19 protein-coding genes are annotated in these 24,006 nt (G+C 38.3%); 9 read left to right on the forward strand and 10 right to left on the reverse strand.

The genetic code is table 11. From position 1 onward, the window contains the following. Nucleotides 1–7: 7 nt before the first annotated feature. From ACNSN2_RS10920 to ACNSN2_RS10930, 3 genes are read right to left on the reverse strand one after another with little or no spacing between them, the layout of a single operon-like run. Nucleotides 8–415: a copper resistance CopC family protein gene (locus tag ACNSN2_RS10920; RefSeq protein ID WP_024589684.1), complete on the reverse strand. Its 408-nt coding sequence runs from the start codon at nt 413–415 to the stop codon at nt 8–10. A 22-nt stretch (nt 416–437) separates the two neighbouring features. Beyond that, nucleotides 438–1,301, reverse strand: a complete 864-nt coding sequence (locus tag ACNSN2_RS10925) for a copper resistance protein B (protein WP_024606961.1) — start codon at nt 1,299–1,301, stop codon at nt 438–440. Next, entirely contained in the window at nt 1,298–3,121 is a 1,824-nt protein-coding gene (locus ACNSN2_RS10930; protein WP_008109920.1) for a copper resistance system multicopper oxidase, read from the reverse strand. The genes ACNSN2_RS10925 and ACNSN2_RS10930 overlap by 4 nt, the downstream gene beginning before the upstream one ends. A 166-nt stretch (nt 3,122–3,287) precedes the next feature. On the opposite strand from ACNSN2_RS10930, the gene ACNSN2_RS10935 reads away from it, so the two are divergent. Both ACNSN2_RS10935 and ACNSN2_RS10940 read left to right on the forward strand, forming a co-directional pair. Continuing rightward, a complete protein-coding gene (locus ACNSN2_RS10935; RefSeq protein WP_008109918.1) occupies nt 3,288–3,974 on the forward strand; it encodes a heavy metal response regulator transcription factor in 687 nt (228 codons plus the stop codon). Then, on the forward strand, nt 3,964–5,361 hold the full coding sequence (locus ACNSN2_RS10940) for a heavy metal sensor histidine kinase (protein ID WP_418607327.1): 1,398 nt from the start codon (nt 3,964–3,966) through the stop codon (nt 5,359–5,361). The genes ACNSN2_RS10935 and ACNSN2_RS10940 overlap by 11 nt, the downstream gene beginning before the upstream one ends. A 456-nt stretch (nt 5,362–5,817) precedes the next feature. Here ACNSN2_RS10940 and ACNSN2_RS10945 read toward each other — a convergent pair whose 3' ends face one another. Continuing rightward, entirely contained in the window at nt 5,818–7,224 is a 1,407-nt protein-coding gene (locus ACNSN2_RS10945; protein ID WP_418607329.1) for a sensor histidine kinase, read from the reverse strand. Beyond that, entirely contained in the window at nt 7,224–7,898 is a 675-nt protein-coding gene (locus ACNSN2_RS10950; protein ID WP_058429029.1) for a response regulator transcription factor, read from the reverse strand. Before ACNSN2_RS10950 ends, ACNSN2_RS10945 begins: the two co-directional genes overlap by 1 nt. A 172-nt stretch (nt 7,899–8,070) precedes the next feature. Between ACNSN2_RS10950 and ACNSN2_RS10955 the strand changes: the two genes are divergently transcribed. Genes ACNSN2_RS10955 through ACNSN2_RS10965 form a run of 3 tightly spaced genes read left to right on the forward strand, consistent with a single transcriptional unit; the run spans nt 8,071 to nt 12,056 of the window. Continuing rightward, nucleotides 8,071–10,026: an LTA synthase family protein gene (locus ACNSN2_RS10955; RefSeq protein WP_418607332.1), complete on the forward strand. Its 1,956-nt coding sequence runs from the start codon at nt 8,071–8,073 to the stop codon at nt 10,024–10,026. Nucleotides 10,027–10,028: 2 nt separating this feature from the next. Then, the gene (locus ACNSN2_RS10960; RefSeq protein ID WP_418607334.1) at nt 10,029–11,657 is read left to right on the forward strand and encodes a phosphoethanolamine transferase; all 1,629 of its coding nucleotides are present in this window, start codon (nt 10,029–10,031) and stop codon (nt 11,655–11,657) included. A 12-nt stretch (nt 11,658–11,669) separates the two neighbouring features. Beyond that, the gene (locus tag ACNSN2_RS10965; RefSeq protein WP_024599461.1) at nt 11,670–12,056 is read left to right on the forward strand and encodes a diacylglycerol kinase; all 387 of its coding nucleotides are present in this window, start codon (nt 11,670–11,672) and stop codon (nt 12,054–12,056) included. A gap of 192 nt (nt 12,057–12,248) precedes the next feature. On the opposite strand, the gene ACNSN2_RS10970 is transcribed toward ACNSN2_RS10965, so the two are convergent. The 5 genes from ACNSN2_RS10970 to ACNSN2_RS10990 all read right to left on the reverse strand — a co-directional run bounded on the left by ACNSN2_RS10970 (nt 12,249) and on the right by ACNSN2_RS10990 (nt 20,219). Further along, nucleotides 12,249–13,691, reverse strand: coding sequence for an IS1182 family transposase (locus ACNSN2_RS10970; protein ID WP_418607335.1), 1,443 nt, complete (start codon nt 13,689–13,691; stop codon nt 12,249–12,251). A gap of 345 nt (nt 13,692–14,036) precedes the next feature. Next, entirely contained in the window at nt 14,037–17,237 is a 3,201-nt protein-coding gene (locus ACNSN2_RS10975) for an efflux RND transporter permease subunit (RefSeq protein ID WP_055018868.1), read from the reverse strand. 11 nt (nt 17,238–17,248) lie between these two features. Then, nucleotides 17,249–18,505: an efflux RND transporter periplasmic adaptor subunit gene (locus tag ACNSN2_RS10980; RefSeq protein WP_418607337.1), complete on the reverse strand. Its 1,257-nt coding sequence runs from the start codon at nt 18,503–18,505 to the stop codon at nt 17,249–17,251. A 64-nt stretch (nt 18,506–18,569) separates the two neighbouring features. Continuing rightward, nucleotides 18,570–19,787, reverse strand: a complete 1,218-nt coding sequence (locus ACNSN2_RS10985) for a TolC family protein (protein ID WP_024032672.1) — start codon at nt 19,785–19,787, stop codon at nt 18,570–18,572. 81 nt (nt 19,788–19,868) lie between these two features. Continuing rightward, nucleotides 19,869–20,219 carry a hypothetical protein gene (locus ACNSN2_RS10990; protein WP_010557528.1) on the reverse strand — a complete coding sequence of 117 codons (351 nt, stop codon included), beginning with the start codon at nt 20,217–20,219 and terminating at the stop codon, nt 19,869–19,871. A 166-nt stretch (nt 20,220–20,385) separates the two neighbouring features. On the opposite strand from ACNSN2_RS10990, the gene ACNSN2_RS10995 reads away from it, so the two are divergent. From ACNSN2_RS10995 to ACNSN2_RS11010, 4 genes are all read left to right on the forward strand, one after another. Beyond that, nucleotides 20,386–21,285 carry a cation transporter gene (locus ACNSN2_RS10995; protein WP_076920335.1) on the forward strand — a complete coding sequence of 300 codons (900 nt, stop codon included), beginning with the start codon at nt 20,386–20,388 and terminating at the stop codon, nt 21,283–21,285. Nucleotides 21,286–21,293: 8 nt separating this feature from the next. Then, nucleotides 21,294–21,665: a hypothetical protein gene (locus ACNSN2_RS11000; protein ID WP_418607339.1), complete on the forward strand. Its 372-nt coding sequence runs from the start codon at nt 21,294–21,296 to the stop codon at nt 21,663–21,665. Nucleotides 21,666–21,738: 73 nt separating this feature from the next. Then, a complete protein-coding gene (locus ACNSN2_RS11005) occupies nt 21,739–23,031 on the forward strand; it encodes a TolC family protein (RefSeq protein WP_002962255.1) in 1,293 nt (430 codons plus the stop codon). A 70-nt stretch (nt 23,032–23,101) separates the two neighbouring features. Then, nucleotides 23,102–23,998, forward strand: a complete 897-nt coding sequence (locus ACNSN2_RS11010) for an efflux RND transporter periplasmic adaptor subunit (RefSeq protein WP_418607341.1) — start codon at nt 23,102–23,104, stop codon at nt 23,996–23,998. Nucleotides 23,999–24,006 lie beyond the last annotated feature (8 nt).

Below are 24,006 nucleotides of genomic sequence, written 5' to 3' on the forward strand. Positions count from 1 at the left end.
CTGCTACTTAATGATTGTGTTTGCTGTGGGCATTAGATTGTTCTTGCATCATATTACTTGACTCACTTTGATGTACCATAAAAGAAAACGAATCTGACATTTTATGTCCATCCCCCCCAAGTACTGTCCATTTAACCGTGTAGGTACCATGTGCTAAACTCGGCAGCGACCAATTAAAGTCTGTGCTTGGGGTGGAGCTAGGTTTGAAATCAAAGTTTATTGATTTATTTTTTTCATCTTTGATGATGACTTTTGCTAGCCTTACTTCACCACCAAAAGTTAACGAAAGTTGCTCTGGGCTTTGCATTAACATGGCTTCTTGCGTAGGTGTTGATTGCTTGAGTGATATATGCGCTGATGCGGAAAATGTAAGCACTAAACCTAAAATAACTACTGCAGAATTAAATAACTTCATAATTACCTCTTATTTAAAATGATTAAAACCAAAATTTAATACCCGCAACAAATGCGGTGTTATTGCTACTTTGTCCACTTGATGTGGCATAGTCGGCGGTACTGCCAAATTTATTGCTCCATTCAACGCCAATATAGGGCGCAAACTGGCGTGTAAACTCATAACGAACCCTAAAGCCAATCGCGCTGCTTGATAGGCCACTTCCAAGTTCGTTTTGTTTATCGTTTTTGCCATAAAGTGTAATTTCGGCTCGCGGTTGTATAATTAACTTTTGCGTGAGTAGTAGTTCGTACTCTGCCTCTAACGTAAATGCGGTACTGCCTCGCTCACCTACGTACGCTGTCATATCAAGTTCAAACCAGTAAGGGGCTAAACCTTGTAAGCCAAAAGCCAACCATTGCCGATTTTCACCTTCTTTATTGTAATCAAGACGAACACCTGCTTGAGTATCCCAATATGCTGATACGGCGTGACCCCATAAAATATCGGTTTGGTTTTCCTCAAGGCTTCCTTCGCTGAAATCCCCCTCAGTTTTAACTACCAATCGATCAAAGGTAGTGCCGTACCATGCTTGTAAGTCAAATACACCTGCATTTGCTTGCTCGTTATATTCAAGACGATCGCCTAGTAATGCGTAAAATGGATGCTCATCAGCGAGTGTTAATCGCTCATTGCCCTCAAGCACATATGGGCCTTCTGTTAAAGTTGTTCCCGCAGAGTAAGCATGAGGGTCTCTTGCATCTTTAGGTGCATCTCCCCCTTGTGGTTGCATCTTAGCGCTACTCTTTTGTGCCATTTCACTTTGCGCTAATAAAGGGAAGCTAATTAATGAAGCCCCAGTTAACATTAATAAACCTAATGATTTAGATAGTTTTAATTGTTTCATGATACGACTACCTCTCTAAACATGCCGGCATCCATATGGAATAATAAATGACAATGCCAAGCCCAGCGCCCTACATCGTGAGGGGTGGTTAAGAAGCTGATTCTTTGTGCGGGTTGAACAGGTATCGTATGACGTCGCACTTGCACATCACCTTGCTCGTTTTCTAAATCACTCCACATACCATGCAAATGCATAGGGTGCGTCATCATGGTATCGTTTTGTAAAATAACTCTTAAACGTTGGTTATGCTTCATATGCACTGGCGTGCTTTTACCAAATTCTAAGCCATCAAATGACCAGCTATAACGTTCCATATTTCCGGTTAAATGCAGCTCAATTTCAGCTTCTGGCTCTTGCTGGTTAGTGATCCCTTCAAGTGAGTGTAAATCTGCAAGTGTTAAAACACGACGACCATTTTTACGTAAACCAATACCAGGATCATCAAGATTTGTTCTCGGCATATCAACGCGCATATCAACTGAAGCTCCATACTCCGTTTTTGCATGACGCACTTTAGAGCTGGCAACCGCTAATGGGTTTTCAGACATACCATGTTTGCTATGATCCATCGCCATTGGACCGTGATCCATAGCGCTATGATCCATTTCTTTAGAGTTCATACCTGACATGCCAGCCATACCTGCCATTGCAGAATGCTCACCGCCGTGGGTCATATTGCCCATCATATCGGTCATCGTTAACCATTCAACAGGGTCAAGTGCAGGTACTGGCGCATCAATATTAGGCGAGCTTGATAAAGTTCCTTTTGCGTAACCAGAGCGATCCATACTTTGAGCAAAAATCGTATAGGCATCATTTTTAGGCTCAACAATTACGTCGTAGGTCTCACCAGGGCCGAATCTAAATTCATCTACTGTCACAGGTTCAACATTTTGTCCATCAGCTTGTACAACTGTTAACTTCAGCTCAGGTATTCTTACATCAAAAAACGTATTGCTAGAACCGTTAATAAATCTAAGCCTAACCTTTTCGCCAGCTTTAAACATTCCTCGCCAATTTGACATTGGCGTACTACCATTCATTAAAAAAGTCATTGCAGATGCTGATAAGTCAGCAAGATCTGTAGGGTTCATTCTCATTTTATTCCACATTTCCCGGCGTTGTAGCGCATTTGAAACGCTGCTATTTGAAATGTCATCAAAAAACTCTGGAACAGTAGGTTGATTAAAGTTAAATACATCGCTCTGTACTTTTAACTTGCGGAACAAATCCATTGGGTCATCATCAGTCCAATCAGATAATTGAATAACATGCTCGTTATCTGCACTAATAATATCTTTTTCTCGCGGTTCAATAATTAATGCACCGTACATGCCAGTCATTTCTTGAAAGCCACTATGTGAGTGATACCAATATGTACCGCTTTGTTGTAATTTAAATTTATAAACAAAGGTTTCGCCAGGCATAATCCCTTTAAAACTGATACCAGGTACGCCATCCATTTGATACGGTAAAATAATGCCATGCCAATGAATTGAACTCGGTACTGATAACTTATTTGTTACTCTAATAGTAACGTCATCGCCTTCTTTGAGGCGCAAGGTAGGGGCGGGTATAGAGCCATTGATAGTTGTCGCCATACGTACTACGCCAGTAAAGTTAACCGGCGATTCATCTATAACCAGATCAATTACTTTGCCGCTAAGTTCGGGCACAGTGCCTGTTATTGTTCCTGCTACTAAAGATGATGCAGCATGTAATACACTCGGAAAAGCAGCAAGTACACCTCCTGCAATTAAGCCTTGAACAAATCGTCTTCGTGGTGTGCTAACCTGTTGTGATGACTTTTTAAACCCCATTTCCTTACTCCTTCATACCAGAATATGTATTGAGTATAGAAAATAGACCTGTCTTCAACATGACGCGAACATTACAAAGTTGTAATCTTGGTGTCATGTTGCTGTAGTGACAGATACTGCATAATATTTGCAGAGGTAGTTGTTAGGACTTTAATGAAGGAATTGTATGCGCTTATTAGTTGTTGAAGATGAAGCAAAAACGGGAGATTATTTAAAACAGGGACTAAGTGAAGCTGGTTTTCAGGTTTCTTTGGCGCGCAATGGTCTTGACGGTCATCACCTAGCAATGACCGACTTATTTGATGTAATAATACTTGATGTCATGTTACCTGACGTATCCGGTTGGAAAATTTTACAGTCGCTACGTGAAGCAGATAACAAAACCCCAGTACTATTTTTATCTGCTCGCGATAGCATAGACGATAGAGTAAAGGGGCTCGAACTTGGTGCTGATGACTATTTAATAAAGCCTTTTGCTTTTGCTGAAGTTTTAGCAAGAGTACGCACTCTTATTCGCCGTGGTGCAGTACAAACAGTTGACGATATACTGATCGTTGCTGATTTAGAAATGGATATTCCAAAGCGAAAAATACAACGTGCAGGCAAGCGTATTTTATTGAGTAATAAAGAGTTTAGCTTACTTGAACTATTGTTACGGCGCGAAGGTGAAGTACTGCCACGTTCGTTAATTGCTTCTCAAGTATGGGATATGAATTTTGATAGCGACACCAATGTGATTGATGTTGCCATTCGTAGGCTAAGAGCAAAAGTTGATGATGACTTTACTATTAAATTAATTCATACGGTTCGTGGTATGGGCTATAAATTAGAGGTTGAAACTGATGGCTATTAAGTCACGGCCTTTATCACTTACGATGCGTGTTGTGTTGTTTGTGGCTGTAACCGTTATTGCGTGCTTAACTTTAGTTGCCACCTTAATAAATAGTTCGATAAAACATCATTTTTTCAAGCAAGATAGTAGTGAACTGCATGTTATTAATCAATCTATTGAATTAGTTTTAAGACAACAGTATAAATCAAACCTGAAACTTAAAAATGAATTATCTAACGCTGTAGCGGGTCATCACGGTGTTTACTATCAGGTAAATACCGCAAAAGGAGAGCTCATTTTTCAAAGTTCTGAACGAGATTTTAGTGATTTTGTAATGAGTGCTAAGGCTTCAGCTGGCTTTAACCGTAACAACATTACCTCATGGCAAAATGATACCCACACCTACCGAGCTCTGGTGAGTAATTTAAGTACTGGGCAACAGCAATACAAAATTACTACAGCGATAGACATGAGCTTTCATTTACACTTTCTCAATCAATTTCAACAAAGCCTTTGGGCTATTATGTTTGGCTCTGCGGTACTCATTTTATTGGTGGCTTGGTTTGCTATACATCAAGGATTAAACCCTTTACGAGGTTTGAGTCAGAAAATGCATGACATCCAAACTAATAAGATGGATGTAAGGCTTGATGAAAATAAAGTGCCTATTGAGCTTGTTAATATGGTGCAGTCGTTTAACTCGATGCTCGACAGGCTCCAAGGTGAATTTATTCGTTTATCAAATTTCTCTAGTGATATTGCGCATGAGTTACGTACTCCACTAACAAATATAATCACTCAAACACAGGTTGGTTTATCTAAAAAAAGACAGTTGTTAGAGTATCAAGAATTATTGTTTTCTAATCTAGAAGAGCTGGAACGACTAACTAAGATGGTTAGTGATATGCTTTGGCTTGCAAAAACTCAGAATGGACTGGTTAAACCCGTTCAAAATACTCTAAAAAGCCATGATGAAATTGAAGCATTATTTGAGTACTTTGATGCTTTGGCTGAAGACTCATTGATTACATTTAAGAAAAAAGGTCAAAACCTTTGTTTTTATTGTGACAAATTACACTTTCGCCAATTATTATCAAACCTCCTATCCAATGCAATAAGGTATGCCCCAAAAGGCTCATCAATCACAGTAAATAGTGAAATATTTACCGCTGAAAAAATATGTATTTCAGTGATTAATACTGGGGAGAGAATACCTTCTGAGCATTTACCTTATTTATTTGACCGCTTTTATCGACCCGATAAATCGCGCCAACGACACAGCGATGGAGCTGGTTTAGGGCTTGCAATAGTTAAAGCTCTAGCGCAAGCAAACGGTGGAAATATAGAGGTCAGTTCAAATAATCAAACTACCAGCTTTAAAGTTTTTCTAAATTTAGCTAAAAGCTAATTATTAAATTTAATAACCCAATGTTTGCTTGTACCTCTAGACTTCCCAGCTTTCATTAAACACCGGTTTATAAACTTAAAGTACAAAACGGAAGTAAACTTCCGATTTGTAAGCCTATATTACTATATTTCGGAAGCAAACTTCCGTTTCTAGTGCTTCAAAGGTAGTTATAGGAAATTTACTTCTGTTTTTCGAAAGCGTTAACCTAGATAGCTATATGAGCCACTTTTCGGGGGCTTATTTGAGCGAATAGCGGACGGTCGGGTAAACTCGTTTTTGGACAAAAACGAGTTAGAGCCGGAGGGCGGATCTGTAAAATGTATAGTGATAACAACATCCTGCTAAGCCGCAGAAACGGAGTTGATTGTTTGATAGCTACCAGTACAATTAAGTATTTAGGAGCCTCATCACATAATTGCATTCCCCAGCCTTTATTTCTATGTAGGGCTAAATAAACTAATCAGTGTTTAAGGCTAAAGAGAATGTGATTTTTCTGTCACTAACTTCTGCACTTAATTGCGCATCAATTGCTTTACTAAGCGTTTTAGCGATTGATAACCCCAATCCAAAGTTATCATTCGATGTTCTTGAAGTGTCTTTTTGCCATAAAGGGTCAAATAATTGGTCTATATCATTATCACTCAAAGGTTCAATAAGGGAGTTAGTAACTGACAAAAATAAAAGTTTTTCTTTTGAAATCATTGTCGAAACTAAAATTTTTGAATTTAGTGGGCTGTATTGTTTAGCGTTGTTAACTAAATTGCTAATAATTGATTCGAGGGCAAACAAGTTGCTTATAATTGCTGGTGCATTCTCATTCAACTCCAAATTTACACGCGATAAATCAGTGTTTTCTAAGACTCTGGTAATGACTTGATTTAAATCACAAGCATCTTGTTTGATTAGCTTACCATTACTGTATTTATGTAATAGCAATAAGTTCGACACGATATTTTTAAGCCGTAAACTTATTTTCAACGCTTCAGGCTTAAAATCCTCATTGAGCTCAATCTCATTTGGAAACCTGATAGCAACTTCTGCCATATTTATAAGTTCGGCAATGGGCGTTTTTATTTCATGGGCAATATCGGATGTAAGTCGCTTTTCCCTTAGGTAAAGTTGTCTATTCTCTTTAATAAAAGCATTTAAGCTTTCAACAATAGGCAAGAGCTCTTGAACTGGCTCTTGTATAAATATCTTAGAGCCTTCACTGGTAATACTTAACTGACTGATATCTTGGTTGAGTTTAATTAATGGCGCAAGTGATGTATCTATCGCCTTCCTGACAAATAATCGAATAAATACAATAACTGTAATTATGGTGACTATAAAAATAACGTCAATCAACCAAAGTACAAAATCAACTTCCTCAGAAGACGCTGCATAAGCTAAAGTCAGTGGCTCATCATTTGTTTTTTTATATGTGTCTACTGATGTATTGTCTTTTTCTTGTGGTATAAAACGACTATAAAACACCCGACCATCTCGGCCATCAGATAATTGTATAGGGAGTATTTTTGACTCGCCAATTTCTAAGCTTTCATATGGTAGGTTTTTAACTTCAAATAAATCTAAACTTTTTGAGCGGGTAAAAACACTTTCTTTGCTCCATAATTGAAAGTACTCAGGCTCTATTTCCCCTTCGAACTCGGGCAAAAACTCACTAGAAAAGTTAAACGAAAAACCTTCATTAGTTTTATGTACTAAGGTCATTAACATACCTGCTTTGGATTGCAGGCTGCGATCAAACTCATTATCTATCCAACTATCAACAGCAATGTCGGTTGCCAACAAAATGCATAAAACAAAGCTAGTTATAGTTACCGAAAGTGTAACAACTAATTTACTGCGAATAGATTTCATTATTGTCCTTGTACAATATAACCAAAACCACGTTTGGTCTGAATTGGCAGCTCCCCTCCTGCAACTCTTACTTTTTTGCGAGCAGATGATAAATGGGCTTCAATCGAGTTCTTTGATATCAAATCATATTGCCCTGCAAGGTAGGTACTTAGCTTTTCTGCACTAAACACTTTATTTTGATTGCTAAATAAACATTCGACAATTTTGTACTCGTTGGGTGTTAAGTCGATAACATTGTCAGCAACTTTTAGCAGTTTTAACTGTAAATTCAGTGCTAAATTATCAATAGTTATGATATCACTCATCATCTTCAATCCTCCACGGCGCATTAAATTTAGCAGTCGAGCGTGGAGCTCATCAAATGAAAAGGGTTTAGTCAGATAATCATCCGCTCCTGTTAAAAGCCCTAAAACACGGTCTTCAGGTTCTTGCTTAGCTGACAAAATTAAGACTTTAGAATCAAGCTGTTTGGTTCTTATGGTTTGCAATAAAGTAATACCATCGATACTCGGTAACATAATATCAAGTATTATAAGCTCATACTCACCTGTCATCGCCATACTCAGCCCTTGTGCACCATCACCGGTGTCATCAACCGCAAAGCCTAGATTTGCTAAGCCAATTCGTAAACTACGCCTTAGTGACGCTGAATCTTCAATTATTAATAACTTCATGTGTTACTCATTCACCTGAAATGCATCTTCATCATTAGGTTACGCCATATAGCTTAAGTTTTACTTAAGACTTGCTTAAGTTTCCATAGTTTAGCCAATATTAAGTTTAGACTCAGGATTTCTTAAGTTTCGGTTTTTAGTATTGCTGCAATTATTAAGATCGAGCACAACTATGACAGCAAATACTTCCGTTTTAAAACCCTTGTTGCGTTTTACTATTATATTGATATCAATCTTTATAACTTCCCGCATTGCTTTATTGTTTTGGCAACATTCAAGATTAAATGATGGTGATATTTGGCCGATCATATCAGGAGCAATCAGAATAGACTTAAGTAGCATTGGATACTTAGCAACTATTGGGGTTTTTATACTGATACTACATGTAGTTGCACGCCCTAAAACAGAGCTTTTCCAGCGTATTTTTACACTTTACGGTAGCTGCGTTGTAACTGTAGTTGTTATTGTTGAAGCATCAACACCTGCATTCATCAATCAATATGATGTAAGGCCTAACCGATTATATATTGAATACCTTGATTACCCACAAGAAGTCTTCTCAATGTTAGTGCATGGCCATCTTTTTGCAATGCTAAGTACATTGCTTTTGGCCTCGTTAACAAGCGTTTATAGCTATCGCCTTTTATGCAGAGCATTCACACAACCACCGTCACTGAAAAAAGCATCCAATTTACCCATTCTAATGGCTGCTTTAATAATCTGCTTATTTGCTGCTAGAGGTACATTAAATCACCGACCGCTTAACCCTGCATTAGTCTATTTTTCTCAAGATTCACTAGTAAACTCACTTGTTCTTAACTCCACTTACAGTGTTGCGTTTGCGCTGAAAAACATGGGTAACGAAAAAAGTGCCAGTAATTTGTATGGCACAATGCTTCGTCAACAAATTATAGATACGGTCAAAAAGGCTTCTTATCGAAAACAGTTTGTCGTTGGAAATATTCCAACCTTGGCGCACAACAAGCCTTTTGTGTCTGGTGTTAAAAAAAACTTAGTTATAATACTTGAGGAAAGTTTAGGTGCCCGATTTGTTGGAGAACTTGGTGGGTTAGATATTACGCCCGAACTTCATAAGCTATATCAACAAGGGTGGGGGTTTGACAACCTTTATGCTACGGGCACGCGCTCCGTAAGAGGTATTGAAGCAATTACTACAGGTTTTACACCATCACCATCTCGCTCAGTAGTTAAACTATCTAAATCGCAGCATAATTTTTTTTCACTAGCGGATGTATTCAGTCAAGAAGGTTACAAAACACAGTTTATCTACGGCGGTGAAAGCCATTTTGACAATATGAAAAGCTTTTTTCTAGGAAACGGGTTTAACGATATTGTTGACATCAACCATATTGATAATCCCCAATTTATCTCCTCTTGGGGGGTAAGTGATGAGGACTTATTCAATCAAGCAGATAAAGAACTGACTAAATTAAGTAATTCGACAGAGCCATTTTTTAGTCTTGTATTTACTTCTAGTAATCACGATCCGTTTGATATACCACAAGGCAAAGTATCGCTACCCAAAGGACATAACCCTGAAAACTATAAGCGTGATCTTGCAATTAAGTATGCCGATTACGCACTAGGTAAATTTATAAATAAAGCAAAAACACGGTCGTACTGGGAAAACACCGTATTTTTGGTTGTGGCAGACCATGATGTGCGTGTTTTTGGCTCTGAACCTGTCCCTTTGAAGTCTTTTCATATACCAGCTGTTATTTTAAACAGCGATATGAAAAGTAAACGCGATCCAAGACTCGTTAGTCAAATTGATCTACCTGTTACTTTGATGTCACTTTTAGGAATTGACCAAGCAACCCCTATGCTGGGCTTTGATCTGACTAAAAGTTATCCAGTTGAACGCGCAATGATGCAGTACTACGACAATTTTGCATACCTAGAAAATGATCGCGCTGTCATCCTAATGCCAAATCAACAAACCAGCTATTGGCGCTATAACAAACAAACCAAAATACAAGAAAAAAATGAACAGCTAAACGTTGATCAAACGTTGGCTGAAAAAGCACTAGCTCATGTGTTATTTAGCAACTTAGCTTACACCGAGCAGCTTTATCGTTTAGCTGATAAAAGTAGTGATAAGGAATAACTATGAAAATTGCTTTTAAAAGATTTTGTATTTCGTCTTGGCAAGTAAGTTACAGCCAATTTGTTTGCTTAGTTTCAATGTATATCGTTATCGCATTTAATGGCTTGTTTTTATACAAGACTTTTATGGCTGCAACACAGTCAGGGCATATAAATTGGCTTTTTATCGCGTCGGTCCCTTTATTGCTTTTCTCATTGACTGTTTTAGTTTTAAGTTGGTTGTCCTTAATTACTTTTGTTAAAGCTATACTTCTATTTAGTGTTTTAGTTTGCTCATTGTTGTTTTATTCAACACTTAATTATGGCGTTATTTTTGACAAGAGCATGTTACAAAATATTGTTGAAACAAATTCAGGTGAAGCATTTTCATACTTGAACTTTCAGCTTGTGTTATTTATTTTTTTATTGGGGATTGTACCTACTTACTTATTTTCCAAGTTCACAATTATTGGGAGTTTTAGAGTTCGTTTAAAAAGTTTTACGAAGCTAAATCTATCAGCTTTGCTCTGTTGTGCCTTAATCGCTGTACCCTTTTATAAAGAGTACGCTTCTGTTGGCCGCAACAACCGACAGCTAACAAGTTATATCACCCCGTTTGCATTCTATACAGCAAGTTATAAATACCTGAGGGATAATTACTTTTACCCACCATTACCTTTCAAGGTACTCGATAACTTGCCCACTTTAAAAAATAAAACGAGCACCTCGCTAACTGTAATGGTTGTCGGGGAAACAGCTCGGGCGGCTAACTTTTCACTACAAGGCTATAGTAGAGCAACGAATACTTATACTCCCAAGTTAGGCGTAAAGTATTTTAGTAATGTTTCATCGTGTGGAACGGCAACGGCTATTTCAGTCCCCTGTATGTTTTCACGACTGAACCGCAAAGAATATGATTCTCGGCTTGCTAGTAGTCAAGAAAATGCTCTAGACATTATTCAGCGTAGTGGTGTTGAAGTAACATGGATTGATAATAACAGCAGCTGTAAAGGAGTGTGTGCTCGCATCAAATCAGACAACATTGAGCCGAATAAAGAACATCCGTTATGTGATGGTCATTACTGTTTTGATGAAATATTAGTTACGAAACTAGCAGACAAGATAGCGACTAGTAACGCTAAACATAAATTGGTTGTTCTACATATGATAGGTTCACATGGACCAACTTATTATCGTCGTTATCCTGAACACGAAAGTTTGTTTAAACCTGATTGCTCTCGAAGCGATATTCAGAACTGTAGTACAACTGAACTAACAAACACATATGATAATACTATCGCATACACAGATAAGGTGTTAAGCCAGTTGATAAAAGTATTACAAGCAAGTAACGAAACAAAGAAGTCACTCCTATATGTGTCAGATCACGGTGAGTCACTTGGTGAGAAAGGTTTATACCTTCACGGGTTTCCATATGCATTAGCACCAAGCGAGCAAACCCATATTCCAATGATTTTTTGGAGTAATAAACTCGCTAACTCTAAATTTAATCATTGTATTGAGTTACAACGCTCAAAAGTATTTTCACACGACAATATTTTTGACACTTTACTTGGCTTAACTCAAGTAAGCAGCAGTCAATACCAACCTGAATACGATATTTTTAACGCCTGTAAGGCCCTAAGTCTATAAAGAGAGTTTCCAATGCAATTTGATAGTGCAAATAAGCCGTCAGGTATTAATCGAGTAGTTTTAGCTTTTAAAAATTCACAGCGTGCATTTAAATGGCTTGCTAAAAATGAAGCTGCTTTTAAACAAGAGCTTTTTTTACTCGCTTTATCGCTAATTATTATTTCGATTTGGCAGATAGGTATTTACGAAAAGGTCATGCTACTAATCTCTGTTTTATTTGTGATATTCGCAGAGGTTGTTAATACAGCAATAGAAGCAACAATAGACAGAGTTGGCTTAGAGATTCATCCATTGTCAGGTCTCGCTAAAGATTTAGGCTCCGCAGCAGTATTAATTGCGCTATTGATAAGTTCATTCGTCTGGATTTCTGTATTTATAAGCTATATTGGTTATTTTTAAAATTTATCCAATCTCAATGATCGCTTATCGCTCATTTGCGACCGTCGCCTAAACTCGTTTTGGGGCAAAACCAATTTGCAAAATATGCAATTTGCTAACTCGAAAAGGGTATGTTCTTAGTTTAAAACCATCTAGGATGGTTGCGATCGATTTTTTCTCAGTATCACAATTTTCTCCGCGCGAGCGAAACTGCTATAGCAACGCTACTCTAATCGCTTTACTTAGACCATTAACTCCCATAATTGTGAGCATTCTTCTGAAGTTGTAAGCCAGAACATGAAGACTTATTTCTGTACTCACGCTTTTTAAACCTCGTGTTAGTAAGTGGGTAGCTCCCATCCAGAGTTTTATTGTGCCAAAGGGGTGCTCAACAGTTTGCTTGCGATAAAGCATCAATTCAGGTTCATTCTTTAGCTTTTGAAGCATTTCTTCTGTCAGAATCTCATGCACCCACCGCCTTATTCGCCTAGGGTCTTTTTTAGAGTTAGTGCACTGACTTCTTATTTTACAATCTCGACAAGCAATGTGATTGAAGTAAACATCAAGGTATTTACCTTGCTCAAATACCTGCATTCGATTTTGAAGTTCATTACCAGCGGGGCATAAGTAAATATCTTTATTTGCATCGTATTTGAAGAGTGAGCGGTTAAATATCCCTTTCTTTTCAGAGGACGATGTATCCGTCTTGGGCATGATTGGCTCTGCACCCAAATCGATAGTATCTTTTATATCGGGCTGGCTGAAGTAACCTTTATCTGCTAATACCCTTATATCTTCCTTGCGCAATGCTTTTTGTGCGAGTTTTGTCATTGACGCAAGCTGGCCTCTATCTGGCACGTTGGTCACCTCATGCGCCACTATAAGGTGGTGCTTGGTATCAACCGCACTTTGCACGTTATAACTCACAACTCTTGTAAAACCTTGAGTTTTCATTAAACGTGAATCAGGATCAGTAGTGGATATTTGCTTGTCAGGATGAGCTTCAACTTGTTCTTTAATCTCGTGTAGTTTTTTTAACTGGCTGCGAAAGTCAGCTAGCCTATCTTTTGTGGCTTTAATTTTTGTGACGTTAGCTTGCTCTTTATCGGCTTCATCAAGTAATTCAAGGTAACGTTCAATGTTCTTTTCGACTCGGTCGATGTGGAATTTAACTTTGCTTGGCGTAAAATTATTGCCTTTGTTGTTGCTAGCTTTAAACTTACTACCATCGATGGCAACAACTGGTTTCTCAAACATATTCAGACGACGGCAGACTTCAACAAACGTTTTGCACACATTTTTTATACCATCTCCGTTGTCTTTTCTAAAATCAGCAATCGTTTTAAAGTCGGGTGCCAACTTACCAAGTAGCCACATCAGTTCAATATTGCGTTGGCATTCGGTTTCTAATCGGCGGGATGATTGAATACGGTTGAGGTAACCATAAAGATACAGTTTTAATAATGTGGCTGGATGATACTTAGGGCGGCCTGTGGACTTTAAAGTTAATCCTTTAAACCCCAATTCAGCTAGATTTAGTTCCTCAATGAAAACATCAATCACTCTGACCGTATTATCTTCACTGACGTAATCTTCCAACGATTCTGGAAATAACGTTGATTGGTCACGACTTTCACCGCTTATAAACTTTGACATACTGCCTCAACCCTCAACTGAATCAATAGTCTAATTATATAAATATCAGTATATTAAGTGAACTAAATGTATAGATTAATAGATCATAAGCAGAACATACTTAGACCAAAAGGTGATCAGAGTTTTCACACAGTCTGTGCCATAAGCCGACCTTGAGACACATAGAGATTAAGACTGCAAAGATACGAAAGCGGAAGTTAGCTTTGGCCTGTTTAACGACAAATATTCCGACAAAGCAGTCATGACTATTAGTTTATTGTTAAATCTAATCTTTCTTTTCGTTCATCTACTCAATAACCCCACGCTAAACGTGACTTTAGCGTGGGGTTAGAGTTCACAGTAATTTTATCTGGATAGCTCTTTTATTTTTTTCTCTGAAAACCAGCGATATAAAACAGGTAAAACAAATAATGTTAACAGTGTTGCAGTTACCAAGCCGCCAACAATAACACTCGCTAATGGGCGCTGTATTTCTGCACCAACACCATTAGACATTAACATCGGTATCAAACCTAAAGCTGATGTTATAGCAGTCATAAGTACAGGTCTTAATCTTGAAGTAGCGCCTTCAAAAACGGCTTTAGATGCTTCTAGACCGTCTTTAATACGTTGGTTGATACTTTCTACCATAACGACCCCATTCAATACCGCTACACCAAATAAGGTAATAAAGCCAACGGAGCTTGGTACAGACAAGTATTGTCCAGATAAATATAAGGAGAAAACTCCGCCAATTACAGCAAGCGGCACGTTGACCAATATCAGCATAGCTTGACCAACAGAACCAAAGGCAAAGTAAAGTAGTAGTGCGATTAGTGCTAACGATAAAGGTACAACTATAGCTAACCTATTTTGAGCACGTTTTTGACTTTCGAACTGGCCGCCAATCGAAACAGAATAACCTGAAGGTAAGTCAACCTTTTCAGCAATTACCGTTCTGATATCGGCAACCACGCTTCCCATATCTCGATTTTGTACATTTGCTTGGATAACGACTCTTCGTTGTACATCATCGCGTCTAACTTGTGGTGGGCCTGACTCAAATGAGACTGAGGCTACGTCACCCAGTCGCACCCAAGCACCAGTAGGTGATTGAAGCCGAATATCAGCAATAGCTTCTTTGTTACTTCGGTACTCTTCCTCTATGCGAACGTAAATATCATAACGTTCATTACCATTGATTATTTGTCCGGCTGCAACACCACCAATACCATCACGCACAACCTCCATTATGTCACTCACAGACAATCCAAAGCGTGATAGTTCTTGCCTGTTAGGACTTATCACCAATTGCGCTTCACCAGCAATTTGCTCCAATGCAACATCCCTTGCACCTTCAATGTTTTTAATTGCTGTTTCTATTTCTTGACCTTTAGCCGCCAGTACCTCAAGTTCAGGCCCAAACAACTTTATCGCCAACTGAGCCTTAACACCAGATAGTAGCTCATCGACACGAGTCGCAATAGGTTGAGAAAAGTTGAGTAGCAACCCAGGGAATTCTTCTAGAGATCTCTCCATTTTTCCTTGAAGTTCATATCGATTAGATGCACTGGTCCACTCAGAAACAGGCTTCAACCCTATGTAAATTTCGATGTTATTCACTGGCTCTGGGTCTCCACCTATTTCTGCTCGACCAATTCGGCTTAATGCATAGGTTACTTCAGGAAAAGCCATTAGTTTTTCTTCTAGAATTGGTGCCACAGTGAGCGCGGTATCTAAACTGGAAGAAGGTGCAAGCGTTGCTCTTAAGTTTATCGTCCCTTCTTCTAACTCAGGTACAAATTCAGTACCAATTAATGGAACTAATGCAAAGGCAGAGAAAACTAATATAAGTGCGGCTGAAATGACTAATTTGGTGCGTTTTAGTGCGAATGTAAGCCCTTTTCTGTAGAGTTTGTCTAATGGCCTAAGAACAAAGCTTTCCCTCTCTTTTACACCTGACTTAAATAAATAAGTAGCTAAAGCGGGTACAAAAAACAACGCAACCACAATAGCAGATATAACAGCTAAAATGATGCTTATTGCCATAGGTTGAAATAACTTTGCCTCAACACCTTCAAAGCTAAATAAAGGCGTAAATACAACTAAAATAATAGAAGCTGCAAAAAATACGGGACGAGCCACTTCTTTACCCGCATTTTGAAGACGTAGCTTAATACCATGCTCATCTTGTTCTACATCATGTGGATCAGTATCAGCACTAGGCACTCTTTCTTTTACAGTTTTTAAATGGGTAGAGTCTGGTCTATTTAAATGCTTAAACATGTTTTCAACCATCACGACTGAACCATCAACTAGCATACCAATGGCTACGGCAATGCCACCCAATGACATAAGGTTTGCAGAAATGCCCCACCAAGCCATGATCATTAACGCGATACCAATTGAAATTGGAATAGATATTAGGACAAGGAAGGTTGCACGTATATTCATTAAAAATAGTGCTAATACAATACAGATGAAAATAAATGCTAGTAATAGTGCATCAACTACTGTATCAACGGCTTTTTCAATCAAATCAGCCTGATCATAAAATGGTTCAAAGCGAACACCTTTAGGCAATGCTTGATTAATCAATGGGATTCTTGCATTGATACCATCAATGGTGGCTTTAGTATTAGACCCCATGCGTTTTAAGACAATGCCAGAGACAACTTCACCTAAATTTTCGACTTTACCGTCTTCGGTTTTGCGCGTCATTGTGACAGCACCTTGACGAATTTCACTGCCCATTTCAACTTTAGCAATATCCGAAACCGTCACAACTGTCCCATCAACTGTTTTGACGGGAACTTGTTTGATATTACTAATACCAGCGTCACCACTTTCAAACCAACCTGCACCTCTAATAACAAGCTGCTCTTGCCCACGGTTCATATACCATCCGCCAACATTGGCATTGTTGTTATCTAGGGCACCAACAACGTCTTCTTGCGTTAGGTTATAAGAAAGAAGCTTAGATGGATCTACATTTACTTGGTACTGCCTAACAATACCTCCAAAGGAGAGTACATCAGTAACACCATCGACAGGCATAACGAGTAATTTTACTACCCAATCATTGAGACTCCTGAGTGCCATAGCATCATAGCCTGCATCTTTATCTGAAATAAGAAGGTACTGAAATACTTGGCCTAGCCCTGAGGTGTTTGGCCCCATTTCGGGTGTGCCGACACCTTCTGGTATCAGTTCTTTTGCGGCTTGAAGACGCTCAAATACGAGTTGTCTTGCAAAGTAAATGTCGGTGCCTTCTTTGAAAACAACCGTGACGCCAGACAAGCCTGTTTTAGAAATTGAGCGCACTTGTTCTACATCAGGTAAGGCATACATGACCGCTTCAATGGGGTACGTAATGAGTTGTTCAACTTCTTCAGCAGCTAGTCCTGGCGCTTCAGTATTTACAGCAACTTGAACATTAGTAACATCAGGAAAGGCATCTAAATTTAGTTTTGGTATAACCATAATTGCGCCGACAATTGTGGCAAACAGCGCAATCAAAATCAGGAGTCTATTATTAACAGACCAATCTATTATTTTATTAAACATAGTCTTACTCCTTAGTGGTTATGCGGATCAAATCCGCCTTTAGCGATTTCAGAAGCAACAAAAAATGCGCCTTTGGTTACAATTCGCGTCCCAATATCAAGGCCAATGATTTCCCTAAAATCACCTAAGGCTCGGCCTAGTTCTACTTCTACAGCTTTATATTCTCCAGGGTGGTCTTCGACAAATACGGTCCAATCACCATCTGCGCTGCGGATCAATGCTTCTTCTGGCACAGCCATCACTTTCTGCTTTGTGGCAAACTGAAAGTAAACTTTTACAAACATACCTGAATGAAGGTTATCATCAGCATTCTGTACCCCCAATCTAATAATTCTTGTACGAGTTACGGGATCAATTGTATGGGCTTCTTGGATAACTTTGGCATTGTAACTCTGGCCTTCTAATTTAAGTACCGCAGGAGAATCAATTGATAAATTTAGCTTTTTATTTGGAGAAACTTTTGCTTCAACCCATAGTTGTTTTTCATCAGCTAACAACATGACTGAATCCCCAGCATCAACACGTTGCCCTTGGATAAAGTCGTCTTGAAGCACGACACCTTCACGGTGCGCCGTTAATGCATATTGTCCAAATGCTTTAATGTCTTTGTTAGAAATACCATTTATTGCTTTTTCAGTTAACCCTAAAGCAATGAGCTTGCCATAGCTCGCATTGTATGTTGTTTCAGCTTGTAATAATCGACTTTCACTCACCGTCTTATTACCCAGCTTTTTTACACGTTGCCATTCGGTTGAAGCGATTAAATAGTCAGCTTGTGCTTGTGCCATTGCTTCACTAAATAATGTAACTAACTTCTGACCTATTTCTACATACTCGCCAAGCGCTGCATGGCGACTGATAATGACTGACTCTGTACGTGGTGATACCACATAACTTTTATAGCCATTAGCTTTTATTTCGCCAGGTGCATATACGGAGCTAAATTGATATTCAGGCTTAACACTTTCCACTTTAATGTTAGCAAGCGACATCTTCTTTGGATCAATAGTGATACCTTCTTCATGTTCTTCTTCTCCCTCTCTATTACCACCTTCATGGCCGTGCTCGTCATGGTCACCTTTATCTTCTTCATGTCCCTTTTCGTGTTCATGCTCATCTTGATGTTCTTTTTCTTCTTGTTTCGAAACGTTTTTGACAGAACCAGTTCCATCTGACGACTGTGCAAAAGCATCATGATTTGTAGTAAACCCAACTAACAGGCTGCTAATTACTACGGCTAAAAATTTTTTACTAATTACTGTATTCATTTTTGTAACCTATATTTTTAATAAATTTAAGATTTCGTTTTTCGCTACTGAAAAAACAAAGCGCTCAAATCTCAAATTTGGATAACTGACCCATACTTAAAATGAAGGATATTTCTGCAAGCTTGAATTGATTTTCCAAACGTATTCCTGCATGAAGCCCTTCCGCACGTTGATTTAATGCGAGTAAATAATCAGAAGTGTTTATGTCACCAGCTTGCCAGCGCTTATTTAATAAATTTGCGCTGCTAGCCAACCTACCTTGGGTGAGCTTTTGCCATTGCTCGTAGTATTTTCTACTGACATTAAGCGATTCATAATTAGCTTTTGCTTCAAAAGACTGCTTTCGATATACCGACTGAAAATTCGCCTCGGCTGCAATGGCTTCTGAATAAGCGGCTTTAACATTATCTGTATAGTTATTTCTGATGTTTAAAGGCATTGAAAAAGTCACACCAACCAAGTCTTCATCTCCACTTTTCCCTGCGCTAACGCCAATGGTTGGATTAGCTTTAGATTCCATAGTGGTTAGTTGAGCTTTAGATTGTTGTCCCTTCCATTTCGCTCTAGCAAGTTTAACTTTTGGATGTTCCTCAACCCACTGGGAGTTAAATGAGTAGCTTGTTGCTCCAAAAGTAAATGAAAACAAATTGGTAGTATTAGGCGTCCAATCAGGTAATAACTCCTGAACCTTTACCTCTGCATTTTTCAAAGCAATTTGAGACTCAGATATTTCACTAAAAATTTGCGACAAGTTTAAATAGACTAGCTCAGCGTCAAGTGGCTCTAGAAGTCCAGCTTTTCGTTTGTCTTCAACAATTCCAACGAGCGTTTGCAATTGCTCTTCTCTTTCTGAAAGTAACTGAGCAGCTTTTTTTGCTGCTTGCCAATTAACTAATGCAGTTAAGGCATTAGCCTTTTTAGAATCGAGTAGAGATAACAATTGTTGCTGGTTTGCATAAACATCAATTTCACCAATGGTTTTATTTGTTGATTGCTTATCCCAAAAATCTATCGTTTGACTGATACCAATAGAGTAATTATCAAAATCACCTTCTTTTTCATAGCTTGCTTCAAGCTCTGGGTTATATACGGCTTGAGTTAAGCTTTTGGCTCTATGATTACTTGCATTAAGTAACTCTTTAGCCGCAACAACTTCGGGATCTTTATTTATTTGACTATCTAGCCATGAAATACTTTTCTGTTTGCCATAAGTGGCAACTGAAAAACTCACAGCCATGCATAAAGACAGGGTTAAACCTGCATTTTTTAAAAATATATACATAAAACTTCTTAATTTTTTAATTTATAAACACGAACCCTTTATCCTTCTCATGGACAAATAGGTCATTAAAAATCAATCTAATTAAGAAATGGGTGGGCGAAGTATCGCTTCAAGGTAAGTATTTGTTTGATCAATTTGATAAGGCGTTTTATTGATAATGTTTAGTTTGCCCGTGGTATTTGAATTACTGACTAAAATCCAAGATAAGTGGCTGCCACTGCAATGACCGCAGTGATGACAATCTTTTTCATTATGCTGCTCATCACCTACATTATCATTTGAGACATTTCGATCATCTGCATGATCATGTTGAGTTTGAAGGTGCTCTATATCTATTTGGTGATTCTCAGATGTTGAGGATGCTACAGCAGTTAACGATTGTAAAACAATCGAAATAACCAAGAGCATTTTTAGTACAACATTAAGGTTCAAAGTTATCACCAGTTAAATATAGTATTTAAAATACTAGCAGAAACTATTTTCTTAAACTAGCTTTTCAATTCAGTTTCCACGCTTTTACATTAAATAATTTTTTTATTTGACTCTATAGCCACTATAGATTTTATACTTATTTTAATATTATTACGGAATGTTAAATATGTCAGAAAAATGTAGTGGTCAGTGTCAATCATCTTCTACCAATGAAGATGTAAAAATTGATACACAATTAGATAACTATAGTGGCGCGTTTGTCAGTACATTTAAAGTACCTCAAATGGACTGTCCTTCAGAAGAGAGATTGATTAGGTTAGCACTTGACTCAATTGAGCCTTCAGTTGGGTTGCAATTTGATATTCCTAGCAGTTTAGTCAAGGTTTTTCATGATGAAAATTTAGATGAGATAACAAAAAAATTACAACAACTCAATCTCGGTGCAGAGTTGGCATCAACTAAAGAAAGTTGCAGCACCGAAGCTGCAAAAGCAAAAGATCTAGCCCAAAAAAATGAGATGAAAGAAGCATCAACGCTAAAATGGTTGTTAGCCATTAATGGAGTCATGTTTTTTATAGAAGTAATTGCTGGGATTATTGCGCAATCTGCTGGCCTTATTGCCGACTCATTAGATATGTTTGCTGATGCTGCTGTTTATGGTTTAGCTATATATGCTGTCGGTAAAAGCATAAGCATGAAACTTAGAGCGGCACATATATCTGGTGTACTTCAAATTATTCTAGCGCTAGGTGCTTTGAGTGAAGTCGTAAGACGCTTTATTTACGGTAGTGAACCTATCTCTTCTTTAATGATGATATTTGGTGGAATAGCACTAATCGCTAACATTGCTTGTCTGTTTTTAATATTTGGCAACAAAGAAGACGGCGCTCATATGAAAGCGAGTTGGATTTTTTCCGCAAATGACGTAATCGCAAACGTAGGTGTAATCTTAGCTGGCTTATTAGTTACAGTAACTAGCAGCCGTTATCCAGATTTAGTGATTGGTTTGATAATTGCTCTTGTCGTTTTAAACGGTGCTCGCCGCATCTTACAGCTAAAGTATTAAGCAGAGAAATGAAAATAATGCACTCATCGTATATCAAATCAAATATATCATACGTGATAATGATTTTAATCGCGGTGCAGTCTGTGTTTTTTTCGCTAGAAGAGCTTGAAATAAACTTAAGTGAAAGTTCTTTTAGTTCATCACTAACTAAGTCTATTACCCCGCTAAAAGCTCCAGAAGACTCCAATATGCTTGAGGTGAATAATAGCAACTCTTCAATTGATAATTTTAATTTTTGTTGCTGTTGTCACTTATTTTTAAATGCTGATTCTTCCTGTAACATTTTCCAAGCAACAGATCACTTCCTTACCTACGCCTTAGTTTCTCCTGAGCTAAAAGGCTATATCTCGGTGCCATTCCGCCCACCTAAATACGCCTAAATTTTATAGAAAATTAAGAAAGGTCAAATGTTAATGACCTAAATATCACATATAAATTTATAGGAAAGTATACATGGCACTTAATACCTGTGTGCATCGCAAGATAGCAATTTTAAGGTGTGTAACACCTCGGCTTAAATATATCGCGTTTCTCGCTTTGTCACTTTTTACATTTAATGTTTATGCCTTTGAGAAGCAGTTAAACCTTCAAGAGGCAATTCAGTGGACGCTTAAACAAAATCCAGAACTTAAAATATTTGATTTCAAGCAAACGGCATTAATTGGACGAGAACAAATCGCAAGTTTAAATCCTGCTTATGAACTAGAGCTTGAAGCTGAGAACTTTGCAGGCTCAGGTGAATTTAATACATTCGACAGTGCTGAATTAACAGTCGCTCTATCTTCGGTTATCGAAATGGGAGATAAACGCTCAGCGCGGATTGGAATTGTTTCAAAATCAAGAACACTACTCACTGCTGAAAAAGAAGTCTCTGCGCTTAATTTAATGGCTCAAGTCACTGAGAAGTACGTGGAAGTACTTGCAGCCCAACAAAGAGTTATATTGGCAGAAAATGCTTTGAGCTTAGCACAAGAAACCTTAGAGATTGTATCTCAGCGTAACCGCGCAGGTGCTACTCCTGAGGCTGAAGTGAAACGCTCAAAAGCAGTCATTGCTCAGGCTAACCTCACCCTTCAATCTGAACAAAAGCGCTTGGAATATCTAAAGCTTTCTTTATCAGCTTACTGGGGAGAAACATCAGTGTCATTCTCTAGAGTAACTGGAGATCTGTTTCAGTTTGGCAATGATAGTGATTTTAGTAGTCTCTTTGCGAAATTAGAGAAAAACCCTGCTATTCAAGTTTATGCAAGTGAGCAGCGACTAAAAGAGGCCGAGTTACAGTTGGCTAAAACAGAGTCAACGGCCAATATCAAATGGTCTGTTGGTGTTAGGCGCTCTCAAGAAGCCAATGATACGGCACTGGTCGCTGGCTTTAGCTTACCTTTGTTTGCTGAAAAGCGAAATTCTGGCGCAATCGCTAGTGCGCTAGCAGAGCGTGACCAAGTTGCCATAGAGAAAGAGGCGACTAAGTTAAGATTTAGAAATCACTTACTACGAGCATACTCCAATAGAAAACAAGCCATATTAACAGCTAATTCATTAAAGCAGTCGGTTATCCCAATGCTTGAAGATGCACTGGAAGATACTCAAGACGCCTATCAAAAAGGTCGATATGGATATCTTGATTATGTATCGGCTAGACAAGAGCTGTTAAATGCTCGGCGAACCCTTATTGACGCGGCATCTGCTGCCCTAATTTATGGCGCAGAGATAGAAAAACTAACAAACGAAGCGCTGTCACTCTAAATAAACATCACTTTAAGTTTAATAACAATTTATTGATTCAGTGATTAACTGAATCGTTTAGGAATTCAAAATGAAAAACTATTTACTCGCACTATTGATTTTTATTGGGTATCTATCACCCATTCAAAGTGTTTTCGCTAGTGAAGATGAACATGAAGGCGAAGAAGGCATAAGCAAAATCGACAATAACATGGCAAAAAAGGTTGGTGTTGAAACAGCCTATTTAGCTTCAAAAACGTTGAACCAAACTATCCCTGTATACGGCTCTACGACGATAGGCGCTGAACAATTATTTCAAGTTGGCGCTAGATATAACGGCGTTATAAAGACAATAAACTTCACTGTTGGTGATACGGTAAAAAAAGGCGATCTATTAGCCGTTATTGAATCTAATGAGAGCTTAAATACTTATAAAATAACATCGCCTGTTTCTGGGACTGTTTTACAGCGAAATGGAAATATTGGCGGTATCACGCAAAACACTAGCTTGTTTGAAATCGTCAAATTTGACACCTTGTGGGCTGAATTTAAGGTGTTTACCAGCCAATATAATCAAATCAAAGTCGGTCAGCATGTTGATATTGAGCAAGGTGAACACGCATTCAGTTCAGTCATCACTAATATTATTCCAGCTAAAGATCAGCCTTATGTTTTAGCACGGGTACGATTAAACAACACTGAGTTAAAGCTAACGTCAGGTCAATTATTAAAAGGCAACGTAAAGATAAACCAATTTGAGGTGGATTTAGCGGTCGAGAAAGTTGCCATACAAGAGCTAGGTGGACAATTAGGTGTCTTTGTAAAAGAAGATGAAGAGTACGAGTTTGCACCACTTGTCCTTGGTCGTTCAGACAAAAACTATATCGAGGTCATTGATGGCCTCAGTAAAGACGCTGAATATGTAAACAAAAACAGTTATCTGATTAAAGCAGATATCTTGAAATCTGAAGTAGAAGACGACCATTAGGAGACGCA

Source organism: Pseudoalteromonas sp. US3C1013, assembly GCF_048401115.1.
GTDB classification, from domain to species: domain Bacteria; phylum Pseudomonadota; class Gammaproteobacteria; order Enterobacterales; family Alteromonadaceae; genus Pseudoalteromonas; species Pseudoalteromonas undina.

Bases quoted from the DNA above. Each gene is read 5' to 3' on its own strand.
- ACNSN2_RS10920 (WP_024589684.1), bottom strand. From the start codon at position 415: ATGAAGTTATTTAATTCTGCAGTAGTTATTTTAGGTTTAGTGCTTACA.
- ACNSN2_RS10925 (WP_024606961.1), bottom strand. From the start codon at position 1,301: ATGAAACAATTAAAACTATCTAAATCATTAGGTTTATTAATGTTAACT.
- ACNSN2_RS10930 (WP_008109920.1), bottom strand. From the start codon at position 3,121: ATGGGGTTTAAAAAGTCATCACAACAGGTTAGCACACCACGAAGACGA.
- ACNSN2_RS10935 (WP_008109918.1), top strand. From the start codon at position 3,288: ATGCGCTTATTAGTTGTTGAAGATGAAGCAAAAACGGGAGATTATTTA.
- ACNSN2_RS10940 (WP_418607327.1), top strand. From the start codon at position 3,964: ATGGCTATTAAGTCACGGCCTTTATCACTTACGATGCGTGTTGTGTTG.
- ACNSN2_RS10945 (WP_418607329.1), bottom strand. From the start codon at position 7,224: ATGAAATCTATTCGCAGTAAATTAGTTGTTACACTTTCGGTAACTATA.
- ACNSN2_RS10950 (WP_058429029.1), bottom strand. From the start codon at position 7,898: ATGAAGTTATTAATAATTGAAGATTCAGCGTCACTAAGGCGTAGTTTA.
- ACNSN2_RS10955 (WP_418607332.1), top strand. From the start codon at position 8,071: ATGACAGCAAATACTTCCGTTTTAAAACCCTTGTTGCGTTTTACTATT.
- ACNSN2_RS10960 (WP_418607334.1), top strand. From the start codon at position 10,029: ATGAAAATTGCTTTTAAAAGATTTTGTATTTCGTCTTGGCAAGTAAGT.
- ACNSN2_RS10965 (WP_024599461.1), top strand. From the start codon at position 11,670: ATGCAATTTGATAGTGCAAATAAGCCGTCAGGTATTAATCGAGTAGTT.
- ACNSN2_RS10970 (WP_418607335.1), bottom strand. From the start codon at position 13,691: ATGTCAAAGTTTATAAGCGGTGAAAGTCGTGACCAATCAACGTTATTT.
- ACNSN2_RS10975 (WP_055018868.1), bottom strand. From the start codon at position 17,237: ATGTTTAATAAAATAATAGATTGGTCTGTTAATAATAGACTCCTGATT.
- ACNSN2_RS10980 (WP_418607337.1), bottom strand. From the start codon at position 18,505: ATGAATACAGTAATTAGTAAAAAATTTTTAGCCGTAGTAATTAGCAGC.
- ACNSN2_RS10985 (WP_024032672.1), bottom strand. From the start codon at position 19,787: ATGTATATATTTTTAAAAAATGCAGGTTTAACCCTGTCTTTATGCATG.
- ACNSN2_RS10995 (WP_076920335.1), top strand. From the start codon at position 20,386: ATGTCAGAAAAATGTAGTGGTCAGTGTCAATCATCTTCTACCAATGAA.
- ACNSN2_RS11000 (WP_418607339.1), top strand. From the start codon at position 21,294: ATGAAAATAATGCACTCATCGTATATCAAATCAAATATATCATACGTG.
- ACNSN2_RS11005 (WP_002962255.1), top strand. From the start codon at position 21,739: ATGGCACTTAATACCTGTGTGCATCGCAAGATAGCAATTTTAAGGTGT.
- ACNSN2_RS11010 (WP_418607341.1), top strand. From the start codon at position 23,102: ATGAAAAACTATTTACTCGCACTATTGATTTTTATTGGGTATCTATCA.